The 14,795-nt window shown below is 60.0% G+C and carries 14 protein-coding genes; 7 read left to right on the forward strand and 7 right to left on the reverse strand.

Translation table 11 applies throughout. The annotated features are described in order from the left end of the window. Positions 1 to 62 precede the first annotated feature (62 nt). The 5 genes from L861_RS05050 to L861_RS05070 all read left to right on the forward strand — a co-directional run bounded on the left by L861_RS05050 (position 63) and on the right by L861_RS05070 (position 5,895). Positions 63 to 344: a hypothetical protein gene (locus L861_RS05050; RefSeq protein ID WP_016415490.1), complete on the forward strand. Its 282-nt coding sequence runs from the start codon at positions 63 to 65 to the stop codon at positions 342 to 344. Positions 345 to 473: 129 nt separating this feature from the next. After that, the gene (locus L861_RS05055; protein WP_016415491.1) at positions 474 to 845 is read left to right on the forward strand and encodes a response regulator transcription factor; all 372 of its coding nucleotides are present in this window, start codon (positions 474 to 476) and stop codon (positions 843 to 845) included. After that, the gene (locus tag L861_RS05060; RefSeq protein ID WP_016415492.1) at positions 846 to 2,909 is read left to right on the forward strand and encodes a 3'-5' exonuclease; all 2,064 of its coding nucleotides are present in this window, start codon (positions 846 to 848) and stop codon (positions 2,907 to 2,909) included. Then, entirely contained in the window at positions 2,906 to 3,115 is a 210-nt protein-coding gene (locus L861_RS05065) for a hypothetical protein (RefSeq protein ID WP_016415493.1), read from the forward strand. The genes L861_RS05060 and L861_RS05065 overlap by 4 nt, the downstream gene beginning before the upstream one ends. Then, entirely contained in the window at positions 3,112 to 5,895 is a 2,784-nt protein-coding gene (locus L861_RS05070; protein ID WP_016415494.1) for a sensor histidine kinase, read from the forward strand. The genes L861_RS05065 and L861_RS05070 overlap by 4 nt, the downstream gene beginning before the upstream one ends. A 224-nt stretch (positions 5,896 to 6,119) precedes the next feature. Here L861_RS05070 and L861_RS05075 read toward each other — a convergent pair whose 3' ends face one another. The 3 genes from L861_RS05075 to L861_RS05085 all read right to left on the reverse strand — a co-directional run bounded on the left by L861_RS05075 (position 6,120) and on the right by L861_RS05085 (position 8,901). Beyond that, positions 6,120 to 7,259 carry a DUF294 nucleotidyltransferase-like domain-containing protein gene (locus L861_RS05075; protein WP_016415496.1) on the reverse strand — a complete coding sequence of 380 codons (1,140 nt, stop codon included), beginning with the start codon at positions 7,257 to 7,259 and terminating at the stop codon, positions 6,120 to 6,122. A 122-nt stretch (positions 7,260 to 7,381) separates the two neighbouring features. After that, on the reverse strand, positions 7,382 to 7,672 hold the full coding sequence (locus tag L861_RS05080) for an HlyU family transcriptional regulator (protein ID WP_016415497.1): 291 nt from the start codon (positions 7,670 to 7,672) through the stop codon (positions 7,382 to 7,384). Between the two features lie 8 nt (positions 7,673 to 7,680). Then, positions 7,681 to 8,901, reverse strand: a complete 1,221-nt coding sequence (locus L861_RS05085; RefSeq protein ID WP_016415498.1) for an argininosuccinate synthase — start codon at positions 8,899 to 8,901, stop codon at positions 7,681 to 7,683. Positions 8,902 to 9,172: 271 nt separating this feature from the next. Between L861_RS05085 and rnt the strand changes: the two genes are divergently transcribed. After that, positions 9,173 to 9,838 carry a ribonuclease T gene (gene rnt / locus L861_RS05090; protein ID WP_016415499.1) on the forward strand — a complete coding sequence of 222 codons (666 nt, stop codon included), beginning with the start codon at positions 9,173 to 9,175 and terminating at the stop codon, positions 9,836 to 9,838. Between the two features lie 57 nt (positions 9,839 to 9,895). Here rnt and L861_RS05095 read toward each other — a convergent pair whose 3' ends face one another. After that, complete coding sequence (locus L861_RS05095) at positions 9,896 to 10,249, reverse strand: Grx4 family monothiol glutaredoxin (protein WP_016415500.1); 354 nt, start codon at positions 10,247 to 10,249, stop codon at positions 9,896 to 9,898. 155 nt (positions 10,250 to 10,404) lie between these two features. Between L861_RS05095 and argF the strand changes: the two genes are divergently transcribed. Beyond that, complete coding sequence (argF, locus tag L861_RS05100) at positions 10,405 to 11,325, forward strand: ornithine carbamoyltransferase (RefSeq protein WP_027947788.1); 921 nt, start codon at positions 10,405 to 10,407, stop codon at positions 11,323 to 11,325. 13 nt (positions 11,326 to 11,338) lie between these two features. On the opposite strand, the gene L861_RS05105 is transcribed toward argF, so the two are convergent. From L861_RS05105 to L861_RS05115, 3 genes are read right to left on the reverse strand one after another with little or no spacing between them, the layout of a single operon-like run. Continuing rightward, positions 11,339 to 12,925: a gamma-glutamyltransferase family protein gene (locus tag L861_RS05105; RefSeq protein ID WP_016415502.1), complete on the reverse strand. Its 1,587-nt coding sequence runs from the start codon at positions 12,923 to 12,925 to the stop codon at positions 11,339 to 11,341. A 32-nt stretch (positions 12,926 to 12,957) separates the two neighbouring features. Beyond that, positions 12,958 to 14,283: a TRAP transporter large permease gene (locus L861_RS05110; protein ID WP_016415503.1), complete on the reverse strand. Its 1,326-nt coding sequence runs from the start codon at positions 14,281 to 14,283 to the stop codon at positions 12,958 to 12,960. Further along, entirely contained in the window at positions 14,280 to 14,795 is a 516-nt protein-coding gene (locus tag L861_RS05115; RefSeq protein ID WP_016415504.1) for a TRAP transporter small permease subunit, read from the reverse strand. The genes L861_RS05110 and L861_RS05115 overlap by 4 nt, the downstream gene beginning before the upstream one ends.

Below are 14,795 nucleotides of genomic sequence, written 5' to 3' on the forward strand. Positions count from 1 at the left end.
ACAGCGGCACGGATACGCTGCGAAAAAGGAACCTTGTCGAGTCGTCGCACATCCGAGGAAATATGGAAGACTTCTGGTTACCGCTAGGTATGGCCGCCACCTTTGGCGCCTTTACCGGCGCCTTATTCCGTTTGACCCGCAAGCCGGGCTACGAGCGCCCTTTCGTATTCCCTCTGCTGGGCCTGGTAGCAGGCTTTACAGCCTTCTTCATTCATCTGGTACTGGTATGGATTGCCAATGCCCCGGATTGGCTGCTACCCGTGCTGGTGGTATTGCAGGTATGGCTATGGCTGGGACCTTTTGGCCCCAAGTTCAAGACGCGTAACGAAGAAAACGGCCATTGAAGGCGCTATCGACCATGACCTGACAACGGTGCTCTCTGGCCGCGTCCCGCTGTGTTCTGCCAAGGTCGTCTTTCCCGCACTCGGCAAGCCCCACTAGACTGCCAGTAACGGCAGGTAAAGGAGAGGCGAATGCCCAGGGTATTGGTGGTGGATGACGAACCCAACATCGTGCTGTCACTGGAATTCCTGATGCAGCAGGCGGGTTTCGACGTGGTAACCGCTGGCGACGGTGAACAGGCGTTGGCCCGCGTCGCCGAACAGGCACCTGACCTGATCCTGCTGGATATCAGCTTACCTGGTATCAGTGGCTTCGATGTCCTGGAGCAGTTACGTGCCGACCCTGTCCACGCACGGCTACCGATCATCATGCTGACCGCTCATGGGCGTGAAGTGGAACGCGAGAAAGGTATGGCGCTGGGGGCCGATGACTATGTCACCAAACCGTTTTCCACCCAAGCGCTGGTCGACAAGGTCCAGGCGTTGCTAGACGAGGCACGCTAGATGGCACGAGGTACCCTGCCCAAGCGACAACGCCTGGTCGGGCTATGGTTGGCGATCAGCGGCGTGACGCTGTTCGGAGGGGCTTTTCTGGCATTGTGGCTGGATGCGGAACTGGCTCCAGATGGAGCCGCGCGACTGGCCATATGGCTCGCCTGCCTCTCCGCCGGGACTCTGACATTCACACTTGGTGCTGTGCTCGCTCGGCATTTGTTCGCGCCGCTGCGCCATCTGCATGTCTTGCTTGCCCGCCTCGCTGCCAGCCCCGATGCACGCGCTGACTATCCACCGGAAGGTTGGCTACGCGATCTGGGATCGGATCTCGACCGCATTCGTGACGGTTGGCGCTCCGATCGCGAACGACTCGCCACGGCCCATACCGAGGGCGCACGTAGTGCCGCACGCATTCGCCAAGAGCTGGAAGCCCTGCTGCAGGTCCTTGATACACCATTACTGCTGTGCGATCGCCATCACCGGTTGATGCTGTTCAATCATGCCGCTGAGTCGCTATTCGAAGGGCATCCATGCCTGGGATTGGGCAAGCGCCTGGAGGCCCTGCTCGACACTAGCAGCCTGCAGGATGCACTACGTCGCCTCCCGGACGATGGCTCACCCCGCGAACTGCTGCTGCCCTACGGTAACCGTTGGCTGCGCTGTGTGCTGCGTCGCGTGCCGCAAAGCCATGGCGAAACCCTACTGACCCTGTCCGACACCACCGAGGCATGGGCCTGCGACATGGGTACCCGCACCAGCCTGACCGAAATAGTGCCAGCTCTGCGCCGCCATGGTGCCAGTTTGACCAGCGCTGCCGATGCATTGGGTAGCGTTACCGAGATTACGCCTGAAAGCCACACCCTGCGCGAGCGGCTCGAAGCTGTCATCACAGAGGAAGGCCAAGCCCTGGGCGATGAGATCGCCCATCTGGGAGCACTGCTCGATGATATGCAGCGCCAAGGCGAGCGATTGGTACCAATGTGGTCCAATGACCTCTTCCAGGCCCTCAATGAACGCCTGGCCATCAGCTCCCTGCATCTGGTCCCGATCGGCATGCCAGCGTGGCTGAAGGCTGATGCCCCAGCGCTCCTGTCCATGTTGGTGGCCTTGATTCAACGCCTGGCCGAATACAGCGGCAGCCACTCTTTCGAGGCCGAAATCCTACTCGGCAATAAACGGGTTTACCTCGATCTGATCTGGTCCGGCACACCAATACGCCAATACCAGTTGACCCAGTGGTGTGAACAACGCTTGGAAACCTTGCCGCTGTCTCCCTGTATCGGCGATCTGCTGCGCCAGCATGCAAGCGATATCTGGAGCTTGAGCGATGCCGATGGCCAGCATGCTCGGTTGCGACTGCCACTGCCAGCGGAGGAACGCGTTGGCGCACCACCCTCACGACCGGCACCACGTCCGGAATTTCATGACTTCGGCATCGCCGACCTACCACCACCGGATGCCGAACTGGCTGCCTGTCCTCTTCGCCAGCTCGAGATCGTTGCCCTCGACACGGAAACCACAGGGCTCGAATTGCGCCGTGGCGATTGCGTGATCAGTATCGGTGCCTGTCGTATCGTCAATGCTCGGCTGTTGGCCAACGATACCTTCGAGCAAAGAGTCGACCCAGGGCGTCCCATACCCCCTTCCAGCACTGCCATACATGGCCTGACCGACAGTGATGTCGCCGGCGCTCCACCACTGCCGGTGGTACTGCCCCGCTTTCGTGACTATATCGGCGACGCAGTGCTACTGGCCCATAACGCCGCCTTTGACATGCTGGCCCTGCAGCCGCCAGGCGCCGGCGTTGAATTCTGCATGCCAGTGCTCGATACCTTGTTACTGTCTCGTGCCCTGGATGCCGGGCTCGATGGCCACGATCTCGATACCCTGGCCGAGCGCTACGACCTCTCGATTCCCGATGGTGCGCGGCATACGGCGTTGGGCGACGCACGGCTCACCGCTGAGCTATGGCTGACCTTGCTGCCACGCCTTGAAGCCCGGGGTATCGATACCTTGGAAGCGCTTCTGACACTTCAGGCTGGAGCCTTCGACAAAGAGGACGCCAGCGCATGAAAACGCCTCGCTTTGGCGAACGGCTGGTCGCCTTGATCGTACTCGCCGCGTTGCTGTTTTCACCGCCGTTGATTCTACCTTTCGATCGCACGGCAAACGGCGGACTGTCGTGGCTGCCACTCTATCTGTTCCTTGCCTGGGGCATCGTGATCGCACTGGCTGCCTGGCTGATGGAACACGGATATGACGATCAGGGGGGAGCATGAGGACTGACCCGTTGGTCCTCGGCGTCGCCTTCGGCTACTTGGCACTGCTGTTCGTGATTGCTGCCTGGGGTGACCGGCGTGCCGAGCAAGGGCGCTCGGTGATCGGCTCTCCCACCGTCTACACCTTATCGATCGCCGTCTACTGTACCGCCTGGACATTCTACGGCAGCGTCGGTCGTGCTGCCGAATACGGCCCCAGCTTCCTAATGATCTATCTCGGGCCGACGCTGGCGATGCTGGCCAGCCCTTTCGTGATCCGCAAGATGGTGCGCATCGCCCGTGCCCAGCGCATCACCTCGATCGCCGACTTCATCAGCGCTCGCTACGGCAAGAGCGGCAGTCTCGGTGCTCTGGTGGCACTGATCGCCCTGATCGGCATCACGCCTTATATCGCCTTGCAGCTCAAGGCCATCACGCTGAGTCACGCCGTGCTGATGAATTACCCCGAGCCGCCCGGGCTACGCCTGGTCGAAGAAGGCTTCTGGGCCGACAAGTCATTCTGGGTCGCCCTGGTGCTGGCGGTGTTCATCATTCTGTTCGGCACCCGCTATTTGGATGCTAGCGAACGCCACGAAGGCATGGTTGCCGCCATCGCCTTCGAGTCACTGGTCAAGCTCTTCGCTTTCCTGGCGGTAGGGATATTCACGGTTTTCGTCATGTTCAACGGCCCTGGCGATCTGTTTGCCCGCGCTGCCTCACACCCCGAGTTGAACGACGCCCTGAGTCTCGAAGCCGTGCCCGGTGGTGGGATAGGCTGGGTCGGCACACTGGTGCTGGCCTTCCTGGCTTTTCTCACCCTGCCACGGCAGTTCCAGGTGCTGGTGGTCGAGAACGTCGACGAGCGTCATATCAAGAGAGCCAGTTGGCTATTTCCCCTCTACCTGCTGGTCATCAATCTATTCGTGATTCCGATTGCCCTGGCCGGCGTGCTGCTCGGCGACCCCGGCGGCGACCCGGACAGCTTCGTACTGACGCTACCGCTCTCCGCAGGGCTCGATGACTTGCCGCTGCTGGTGTTCATCGGTGGATTGTCAGCCGCCACTGGCATGGTCATTGTCGAGACCATCGCGTTGTCGACCATGGTCAGCAACCACTTGGTAATGCCGCTGTTACTGCGCTCGCCACACCTGCACCTGGGCTCGCGTGGCAATCTATCGGGTTGGCTACTGGGCATCCGGCGCGTGGCGATCGTGATGATCCTGTTGCTGGGCTATCTCTACCACGCCCTGATCGGCGATTCCTACAGCCTGGTGACCATCGGCCTGGTATCGTTCGCTGCCGCCACCCAATTCGCCCCTGCCCTGCTGCTTGGCCTGTACTGGCGTGGTGCCACCCGACTCGGCGCCACGCTGGGGTTGCTTGCGGGATTCGCGGTGTGGATCTATACCCTGCTGCTGCCTGGCTTCGCCCAGTCCGGCTGGCTGGACGATACCTTCCTCCAGCACGGCCCATTCGGGCTGGCATGGCTGCGCCCCTATGCCCTGTTCGGCCTCGAGGGCTGGGACATCTACAGCCACTCGCTGCTGTGGAGCCAATTGGCCAATGCCGGTACCTTGATCGGTGTCTCGTTGTTTACCCAACAGAACCGGCTCGAGCAGACTCAGGCGGCGCTGTTCACAGGAGCCTTGCACACCTCGTTGGTTTACACCCCTCTGTGGCAGGGGCAAACCACCCGCGGCGAGTTGGAAGCTTTGCTCAACCGCTATCTGGGAGCCCCCGCCACTGAACGGATTCTCACTGGTCTCGCGCAACAGACGAGCGATGATCAAGCGGTTCCCCCTGAGGTCATCGCGCGAGCCGAGCGGGCTTTGGCGGGTGCCTTGGGCAGTGCCTCGGCGCGCGTGTTGATCAATTCGGTGGTACGTGGCGAAGCCCTCGACCTGGAAGCGGTTCTCAGCATTCTCGACACTACCTCCCAGACACTCGAGTACAACCGCCAACTGGAACAGAAATCACGCGAACTGGCCAAGGTCGGCGAAGAGCTGCGCAGTGCCAATGAGCGCCTGCGCGAGTTGGACCGTTTGAAAGACGAGTTCGTGGCCATGGTCAGCCACGAGTTGAGAACCCCATTGACCTCGATTCGCGCCTTCGCTGAAATCCTGCGCGACAACCACGATCTGCCCGACGATAAGCGTCGTCATTTTCTCGATGTGGTGGTGTTGGAGAGCCAGCGCTTGTCGCGCCTGATCGAGGAGATTCTCGACCTGGCACGGCTGGAAAGTGGCCGTCTGACGCTCCACCCCCAACGCCTGGATCTCGCGGCGTTGGTGCGCCAAAGCGTAGACGCCGTACATCGCGTGCAAGAAGAGCGCGGCGTGATGCTGGAGGTCGCCATCGACACCGACGAGGCGCCAGTCATCGGCGACCCGGACCGGCTCGAGCAGGTCATCATCAACCTGCTCGACAACGCCGGCAAATTCGCTGCCGACGAAAATCCCCACGTATTGCTACGTCTGGAACGCCACAAGCAGCATTATCGTCTCAGCGTCGAGGACAATGGCCACGGCATCGGTGAAGACGAGCGGGAGCGGGTGTTCGAGAAGTTCCACCAGATCCAGCAGTATGGTGCTGGTAGTGGCCAGGTTCGCGGTCGTCCCCGCGGCAGCGGCTTGGGACTACCGATAAGCCGGGGCATCGTCGCCCACTTGGGTGGGCGGCTGTGGGTCGAGAATGCGTCCACTCTGGGCGGTGCCTGCCTGGTAATGGAACTGCCGATGGCGCCCGCTGGCATCGAAGTGCAGGAAGCAGTCAAGAAGAACAAGGCGCCGCCGGAGCGGTAAATGGAAGAAGGACGAAGGAAGATGGAAGATGGAAGATGGAAGATGGAAGATGGAAGATGGAAGATGGAAGATGGAAGCCAAGGCTTGGCCCTTACCGAAATCTCGTCAAGGTTTTTCTTCTAGCTTCCAGGCGCGGAGCGCCGATCTTCAACCTTCTGACTTATAACTTCAAGGCACGAAGTGCCGTCTTCCTACTTCAAGCTGCGCAGCAGCGTTCTTTCAGCCTACCGCCTCGAAGAGGCTGATTTTGCCAGACTGATCAAGGACTGGATCTGCTGCAGGTCGTGACGCAGCAGCAAGTGTTTATCCTTGTCGAGCACCGCCATGTCGACCCAGCCATCGGCAAGCCGTCCCGCAGCCAGGCTATTGAGTTGGGACTCGAGAACGATGGCTTGCAGCCGCTCCAAGGCAGCGTTCAAGGCGCGGGCGCGTGAGACGTCCATGACGCCATGGCTGACCAGTTCGGCAAGCCGGGACTGAGTATCGACACTCCGGCCACCATGCGCCAGCGACAGCAGGCGGACAGCGCTGATCAATGGCATGAGCCCCTGGCGTTTCAAGTTGATCGCCCTTTCGTGTGGGGCACCTTCGTCGTCGCCGTTCAGCCGCCCTCGCCGGTCCAGAGCCACCGGCACCTCGTCGAGCAGCACCGCCATTTCATCGAGAAACAGCCCTGCACGCGGCATCAACCTGACCACTTCATCACGTAACGCGTCAGCAAGCCTGACATCACCGTAGACCGAAGCGAAGTCGAACAGGATATTCGACTGTTGGACACGCTTGACGCGCCGGTCGGCTGTCCATAGTTGCAACTGCTCACACCATTCGGAAAGACGCTTGCGCCACATTGGCCAGCTAGCCATCACGTGACCATTGCAAAAGGGAATGCCGGCAGTGTCGAGACGTGCTGTAAAGCGTTCCCCCAGTGCCTGGAAGTAACCATCGATCTCTCGGTGCCGGGCATCCGGATACTCGTCGATGATCATGGCATTGTCCTGATCGGGTCCCAGCAAGCTTTCGTGGCGTGCCCCGGATCCGAGTATCAATACACAGAACCCCACTGGTGGTTCACCCCACCCCGAGCCTTTCAGATCATTGAGCGAGTCGATGATGGCGTGGCGATAGATCCAGTCATTGTGGTCGCTGAGCAACTGGCTGATGCGCCAAGCGGGAAGGTCGAGACGTTGCAACGCGTCGACCAGCGTGAACTGCCATGTCTTGGCCTTGGCCAGGCTCGGTGTCGGCCCCAGCCGTTCGAAGGCATCCGCCAGAGGGGCAAGAAGCGGCGGCCACTGCCGCCAGTCGGGAAGCGAGTCATGAGTGAAAAGCTCACGCCAGGGCGAGGCACGGTGCAGCAGTCGCATTGAGACTCCTTACAATTCGCCCCTTCAGTGTAGCGCCAGTCTCACCTCAAGCCGCTTGGCAAAAGGTGGATAGACAAACGGCGCCTTGGAGGGCGCCGTCCATCATCCGGTTGTCGATCAGCTCATTTGTTGAAGATATCGTCGCCCAGGTCGTCGATGAAGCGCTTGGCCTTGTTGACGGTGAGATCCTCGCATGCCTCACGGCCGGGCACGATATCCGAGCGCTCGAAGCGATGCTCGAGCATCTCATCGCTTCCCTCCACGGGCTTGCGAATCCAGCCGCTGACGCGAAACTGGCCACCTGCTTCCTGAGGATCGGGAACGATCAGGAAGCCGTGGTACTCCACCGGTTCGGCTTCAGGAGCCCTTTTATCGCCACCACCGAACAAACCGGAAAACAGTTTCTTGAGCATGGTCACGATCAACCCTGGTTGCGGCCCTTGCTGGCGGCAATCCGCAGGCGTAGTGCATTGAGCTTGATGAAGCCTTCGGCATCCTTCTGGTCGTAAGCGCCGGCATCGTCCTCGAAGGTAGCGATGGACTCGTCGAACAGCGACTGCTCGGACTTGCGGCCAACTACGGTGGCACTGCCCTTATAGAGCTTCATGCGCACCACACCGGAAACGTCCTTCTGCGTCTCATCGATGGCGGCCTGCAGCATCTTGCGTTCCGGGCTCCACCAGTAACCGTTGTAGATCACTTCGGCATACTTGGGCATCAGCGAATCCTTGAGGTGAGCGGATTCGCGGTCGAGGGTGATCGATTCGATGGCACGGTGAGCACGCAGCATGATGGTGCCACCTGGAGTCTCATAACAGCCGCGAGACTTCATGCCCACGTAACGATTCTCGACGATGTCGAGACGGCCGATGCCATTGTCGCCACCCAACTTGTTGAGTTTGGCCAGCACCTCGTGAGGCTTGAGGGTTTCACCATCGATGGCGACGATGTCACCTTTCTCGAAGGTGAGTTCGACATAGGTCGGCTGATCCGGTGCGGCTTCGGGAGAGACACTCCACCGCCACATGTCCTCTTCGGCTTCGGCCCAGGGGTCCTCGAGAATTCCACCCTCATACGAGATGTGCAGCAGGTTGGCGTCCATGGAGTACGGCGACTTCTTCTTGCTCTTGGAGAAGTCGACGGGAATTTCGTGCTGTTCACAGTAGGCCATCAGCTTCTCACGCGAGGTGAGGTCCCACTCGCGCCAGGGCGCGATGACTTTGACGCCAGGCTTCAATGCATAGGCACCCAGTTCGAAACGCACTTGGTCGTTACCCTTGCCGGTGGCACCGTGAGAGATGGCATCAGCACCGGTTTCGTTGGCAATCTCGATCAAGCGCTTGGCGATCAGCGGACGGGCGATGGAAGTGCCCAGCAGGTATTCGCCCTCGTAGATCGTGTTGGCGCGGAACATCGGATAGACGTAATCGCGAACGAACTCTTCGCGCAGGTCTTCGATATAGATTTCCTTGACCCCCAGCGCCTGCGCCTTGGCTCGCGCCGGCTCGACTTCCTCACCCTGACCGATGTCGGCCGTGAAGGTCACCACCTCGCAGTTGTAGGTTTCCTGCAACCACTTGACGATAACGGACGTGTCCAGGCCGCCGGAATAGGCGAGAACGACCTTCTTGACATCGGACATTCTGGGCTCCTTCGCTAGATGACGCATGGCAGGTGCAGCAATCTTCGCCACACCGGGATAGTCGATTGGATAGCCCGTCATTATAGCGTCGTTGCCGCCTGGAGAATACCGCTGCGTCAGGACGTGGCGGTGGCAAAGATGCTAAACTCACGTGCATTCGGCGCGGGCAGCAACCGCCGGGGAAACGCTGAATGAGTCGGTGCGCGGCAAGACGTGCCCGACGCTTCCGTGTTACCCGAGGATATTCAACATATAGACAAGGGAGAGGTACATGAGCGAGGCGAGCGCCCGCGACTTGATGGCACAACGCTTTCGCAGTTACCTGCCAGTGGTAATGGACATGGAAACCGGGGGGTTCAACGCCCAGCAGGATGCGATCCTGGAAATTGCTGCAGTGACACTGAGCATGGACCCGGAAGGCAACCTATTGCCGGATGCCACTTACGCCTATCACATCGAGCCATTCGACGGTGCCAATATCGAGCAGTCGGCGCTCGACTTCACGGGAATAAAACTCGACGACCCGCTACGCAAGAAGGTAGCTCTTTCCGAAGCCGAGGCACTTGGTGAGATCTTTCGCCCGGTACGCAAGGCAATCAAGGCCAACAACTGCACCCGCGCCATCCTGGTCGGCCACAATGCCGCCTTCGATCATGGTTTCCTGAACGCGGCGGTGAATCGAAGCGGCATCAAGCGTAACCCCTTTCATCCCTTTTCCAGTTTCGATACCGCCACACTCTCTGGCCTGGTCTACGGCCAAACGGTATTGGCCCGTGCTTGTCGCGCGGCAGGCATCGAGTTCGACAACTCCTCGGCTCATTCGGCACGTTACGATACCGAACGCACCGCCGAGCTATTCTGCTCCATCGTCAATCGCTTCAAGGACCTGGGGGGCTGGAACCTGGCTCAGCGCGAGCAAGGCCTGGAAGAGAGTTGACGAAGCCCGCGAATCAGCGACTCGCGGGCTTCGGTATGCATTCTGGCAACGCTAGAATCAGGCGTCGTCGCCCTGCTCGTCATTTGCCTTGGCACGAGCGGCGGCGTCCTTGATCAGAGGCTCTAGTTCGCCATTCTGGTACATCTCGACGACGATATCGCAACCACCGACCAACTCCCCTTCAACCCACAGTTGCGGGAACGTCGGCCAGTTGGCGACCTTGGGTAGCTCGGCACGGATATCCGGGTTGTCGAGCACGTTGACGAAAGCGAAACGCTCTCCACAGGCCATCAGGGCCTGGACCGTCTGGGCGGAGAAGCCGCACTGCGGCAGTTGCGGCGTGCCCTTCATGTAGATCAGGATCGGGTTTTCCTGAATCTGCTTCTGGATGTTCTCGACAGTGGTACTCATGATCGAATCCTTATGGCGTGAGGCTTGAGTTTGTCACCATTCTACTGATGCCAGCGCACCGAAAACAGCCCCCGAAGAAGGGAAGCAATACCATGTTCATTGCGCAAGCGGATGCGGCTGGCTACGATGGGGTTTTTTGCGCGCGGAGTAACATCATGGCGACTCGCCATTTCCTGACCCTGCTGGACCTTTCCCCGGACGAGCTGACCTATCTGATTCGTCGGGCCATCACCATCAAGAATGGCCTCAAGACCCATGGCCCGACCTATACGCCATTCTCCAACCGCACCCTGGCGATGATCTTCGAAAAATCATCGACCCGCACCCGCGTCTCGTTCGAAACCGCCATGGCGCAATTTGGCGGCCATGCGCTGTTCCTGTCTCCCCGCGACACCCAACTCGGTCGTGGCGAACCGATCGGCGACACCGCGCGCGTGCTGTCGGAAATGGTCGACGCCGTCATGATTCGTACTTTCTCTCACGCTGGCCTCGAGGAATTCGCCGCTGCCAGTTCGGTTCCGGTGATCAATGCGCTCACCGACGACTATCACCCCTGCCAACTGCTGGCCGATGTCATGACTTGGACCGAGTGCCGGGGCAGCGTACGTGGCAAGACAGCGGTATGGATCGGCGACGGCAACAACATGTGCCACTCGTGGATCAACGCCGCCTACCAGTTCGACTTCAAGCTACGAATCTGCTGTCCGGAAGGTTACGACCCCGATCCTGCCATCGTCGCTGCTGCCGGCGATCGCATCAGTATCCTGCGCGACCCGCAGCAGGCAGCCCTCGATGCCGACCTGATAACCACTGACGTATGGGCCTCGATGGGGCAAGAGGAAGAGCAGGCCAAGCGGGAAGCCGACTTCGCCGGCTTCCAGGTCACCGAGGCGATGCTCGACAAGGCAGCCAAGGATGTGGTCTTCCTGCACTGCTTGCCGGCTCACCGTGGCGAAGAGATCAGCGAAACCCTGCTTGACGACCCTCGCGCCGTCGTCTGGCAGGAGGCCGGCAACCGTCTGCATGCTCAGAAGGCGCTGTTGGAGTTCCTGCTATTGGGACGTGTCGACAGCTGAGCTTGTCGCCTCATCAATATCCTGCGGCACCACCATCGCTGCGGGGATCGTGCGCCCCCTCGACAAGACCGTCGGGGTGATGCACGATCCCACCGGCGTGCCCCATGGTGTCGCTGAATGCCTCGTCCAGCACTTCCACGTCATGCCCAGCCTTGCGCAGTGCCTCGACCAGCGAACCGGGGAAGCGCGACTCGAGCTTGAGGTTGGTGCTGGAGTCGCCCCAGGTGCGCCCCAGCAACCAGCGCGGTGCAGTGACCGCCTCCTGCAGTGGCATCCCGAAACGTGCATAGCGAGAAAATACCGCCGCCTGGGTTTGCGGCTGCCCTTCTCCCCCCATGGTGCCGTAAACCAACGTGCGTCCGTCACGGAACCGGGCCAGCGCGGGGTTGAGCGTATGGAAGGGCTTTCTTCCGGGGCCGAGCGCGCGCAAGGCTGCAGGATCGAGCGAAAAGCTGATCCCTCGGTTCTGCCACAACACCCCGCTTTCCGGCAAAACCACCCCACTGCCGAATTCCCAGTAGATGCTCTGGATGAAACTGACCGCCCGCCCCTTGCTGTCGACGGCCCCCATCCAAATGGTGTCTCCGGACGCGGACTCATGAGGCCAAGGACGTGCCTCTTGCATACTGATCGTTGCCGCTTGCTCGTCTAACACGGCATCCTCGAGCAGCATCTGCAGTTCGACCGACAGACGCTGCGGATCAGTGACATAACGATCGCGCAGCAGGAATGCACGCTTGGTGGATTCGATCAGCCCGTGCAGGTGCGCGAATCCATTGGCCTCGCATACCCCGAGGCGCTCGAACAACCCGAGGATCAATAGCGACGCCAGCCCCTGGGTGGGAGCCGGCAGGTTGTAGAGCGTGGCATCCTTCAGCGCCAGCTTAAGCGGCGTCACGCGCTGGGCATGATAGTTCGTGAAGTCTTCGCAGCGTAGTGGGCTACCCAATGCTTCGAGATCAGTGGCCATGCTCTGCGCCAGATCGCCCCGATAGAAGTCTTCCAATCCAGCATGTGCCAATCGCTCCAAGGTATTGGCCAATCGCGGTTGACGCAGTCGCGCCCCCTCCTCTGGCACCTCGCCACCTGACAAAAACGCCTCGGCAAACCCTGGGCTCTCGGCTAGCACAGCTTCATGCTTGGCGGTGAGCGCCTGTTGGCTACGTGATACCGCCACCCCCTGGCGAGCATGGGCGACAGCATCGCTCAATAGACGTGACAAAGGCAGTTTGCCGCCCCAACTCTCCGATACCACTAACGCCTCACGCCAGCCATCGACCGTACCGGCCATCGTCAAGGCGGCAAGGGGACCACGTTCGGGGATGCCATCGTATCCGGTGTAGTAGCCCGGATCGGCCAGACCGGCAGCCGCGCCACAGGCGTCGATGGCTACCGGTGGTTTGCCGGGCTCGTGGATCAGCCAGAAGCCATCGCCACCAATGGCGTTCATGTGCGGATAAGCGACGGCGATCGTGGCAGCGGCTGCCACCATGGCCTCCACGGCATTACCGCCTTCCTTGAGCACATCACGGCCTGCCTCGGCAGCCAAGTGATGGGGGGCGACACACATGCCGCCATAACTACGTCGTGTGTGGATCATCACGCTCCCTTAGCGTTTCGTTCATGAGCAGCTCACCAGCCTATCGCCGAAGGTAACCAAGTGGCGATAGACGGAAAGGCGAATACCAAAGCGATCGATATCATGAGCAGCCCCACGAACGGCAAGGAGCCCAGATAGATGTGGGCAGTGGTCACTCCAGGCGGAGACACTCCCTTGAGAAAGAACAGTGCCCAACCGAACGGTGGGGTCAGGAACGACATCTGCAGGTTCATCGCCACCAGGATTGCCAGCCAGGCCATATCTGTGCCATAGCCAGTAAAGACCGGCAGGAACATCGGTAAGGCGATGTAGGAAATCTCGATCCACTCGAGAAAGAAGCCCAACACAAACAGCAGCAACATCAGGAACAGTAGAGCCCCCAGTTCGCCACCGGGCAATAATGCAAACATATCGTGCACCAAGGCCTCGCCACCCAGTCCACGAAACGCCAGGGCGAATGGCTGGGCACACAGAAGAATGAAATAAACCATAGCGGTGATGGTCAGGGTGCCATGTAATGTCGCCTTGAGCATCGACCAATCAAGACGTCGGCTGAGCAACGCGATCAGCAGACTACCAACAGCTCCCATAGAGGCCGCCTCGGTTGGTGCGGCCACTCCTCCGATGATTGAGCCCAAAACAGCGAACACCAACAGCAGCGGCGGCAGCACGGAGCGCTGAATGTCCCTGAGCAGTTCACGACGCGTGAACCGATCCCGTTCCTCTCGTGGGATTGCCGGCACCCAGTCGGGACGCCTCCACCCCAACAGCAAGATGAACAGCATATACACGCAGGCGATGGCCAGCCCTGGCATCACGGCACCTGCGAACAAGGTTCCTACCGATTCGCCAGTGATGTCCGAAAGCAGGATCAGTACCAGGCTCGGCGGAATGATCTGCCCCAGCGTGCCCGATGAGCAGATCGTGCCGCTGGCAACTGTAGGGTGATAGCCACGACGCAGCAAGGTGGGCAAGGTCAGCATTCCGAGGGTGACCACGGTGGCCCCAACGATACCCGTCGATGCCCCCATGAGCACACCGACCAACAGAATAGCGATCCCCATGCCACCATTCAGGTTGCCCATGGCACGGCCGATGGTCTCGAGCATGTCTTCAGCCACTCGCGACTTCTCGAGCATCACACCCATGAACACGAACAGCGGGATCGCCATCATGGTGTAGTTAGTCACCACGCCATAGAGGCGTCCGGGTAACACGTTGAACAGCATCGGGCCGAAACCAAGAAGTCCTGCCGTGAAGCCCGACACCGCGAGAGAAATCGCCACTGGAATACCACCCAGCATCATTGCGAAGAACAACACGATCATGCCGATCGCCAACCACTCGTTCACGCTCATGCCAGTTCCTCTTTACCACCTTTCAGTAGCCAGGCCTTCAGTCCTCGTAAGGTATCGGCCACTCCTTGCAGGGCCAGTAGCGCAAAGCCCAGTGGCAGGAATGCCTTGAGTAGATATCGATGTGAAAGACCGCCCGGATCGGGCGACCCTTCGCCGAAGGCATACGACTGAATCACATAGGCCCAGGCCAGCCAGGCAATGTACAAGCCGATGGCCACTGTCAGCATGCCGCTGAGCACATCAATAAATGCCTTGGTCTGCAGCGAGAAACGTTCGTACAGCACGTCGACTCGTACGTCGGCGCGATGCTTCAAGGCGTAGGAGATACCGATGAGAGCAATCGGCGAGATCAGGTGCCACTCCAGTTCCTGGAGTGACACGGGACTCACGGAAAAGAAGTAACGAAGCAAGACATTGGCAGCGACAAGCAACACCACAGCGAACAGACTTGCCTTGGCCAGCCAACCGAGCCATTCGATACACCGCTCCATCCGTTCGATCAGGATCAGCAT

The sequence above is a fragment of the Litchfieldella anticariensis FP35 = DSM 16096 genome (assembly GCF_000409775.1).
Lineage (GTDB): Bacteria > Pseudomonadota > Gammaproteobacteria > Pseudomonadales > Halomonadaceae > Litchfieldella > Litchfieldella anticariensis.

Coding starts and splice junctions, on each gene's coding strand:
- L861_RS05080 (WP_016415497.1), bottom strand. CDS start 7,672: ATGCTCAAGAAACTGTTTTCCGGTTTGTTCGGTGGTGGCGATAAAAGG.
- L861_RS05050 (WP_016415490.1), top strand. CDS start 63: ATGGAAGACTTCTGGTTACCGCTAGGTATGGCCGCCACCTTTGGCGCC.
- L861_RS05085 (WP_016415498.1), bottom strand. CDS start 8,901: ATGTCCGATGTCAAGAAGGTCGTTCTCGCCTATTCCGGCGGCCTGGAC.
- L861_RS05070 (WP_016415494.1), top strand. CDS start 3,112: ATGAGGACTGACCCGTTGGTCCTCGGCGTCGCCTTCGGCTACTTGGCA.
- L861_RS05060 (WP_016415492.1), top strand. CDS start 846: ATGGCACGAGGTACCCTGCCCAAGCGACAACGCCTGGTCGGGCTATGG.
- L861_RS05110 (WP_016415503.1), bottom strand. CDS start 14,283: ATGAGCGTGAACGAGTGGTTGGCGATCGGCATGATCGTGTTGTTCTTC.
- L861_RS05095 (WP_016415500.1), bottom strand. CDS start 10,249: ATGAGTACCACTGTCGAGAACATCCAGAAGCAGATTCAGGAAAACCCG.
- argF (WP_027947788.1), top strand. CDS start 10,405: ATGGCGACTCGCCATTTCCTGACCCTGCTGGACCTTTCCCCGGACGAG.
- rnt (WP_016415499.1), top strand. CDS start 9,173: ATGAGCGAGGCGAGCGCCCGCGACTTGATGGCACAACGCTTTCGCAGT.
- L861_RS05065 (WP_016415493.1), top strand. CDS start 2,906: ATGAAAACGCCTCGCTTTGGCGAACGGCTGGTCGCCTTGATCGTACTC.
- L861_RS05105 (WP_016415502.1), bottom strand. CDS start 12,925: ATGATCCACACACGACGTAGTTATGGCGGCATGTGTGTCGCCCCCCAT.
- L861_RS05075 (WP_016415496.1), bottom strand. CDS start 7,259: ATGCGACTGCTGCACCGTGCCTCGCCCTGGCGTGAGCTTTTCACTCAT.
- L861_RS05055 (WP_016415491.1), top strand. CDS start 474: ATGCCCAGGGTATTGGTGGTGGATGACGAACCCAACATCGTGCTGTCA.
- L861_RS05115 (WP_016415504.1), bottom strand. CDS start 14,795: ATGCTGATCCTGATCGAACGGATGGAGCGGTGTATCGAATGGCTCGGT.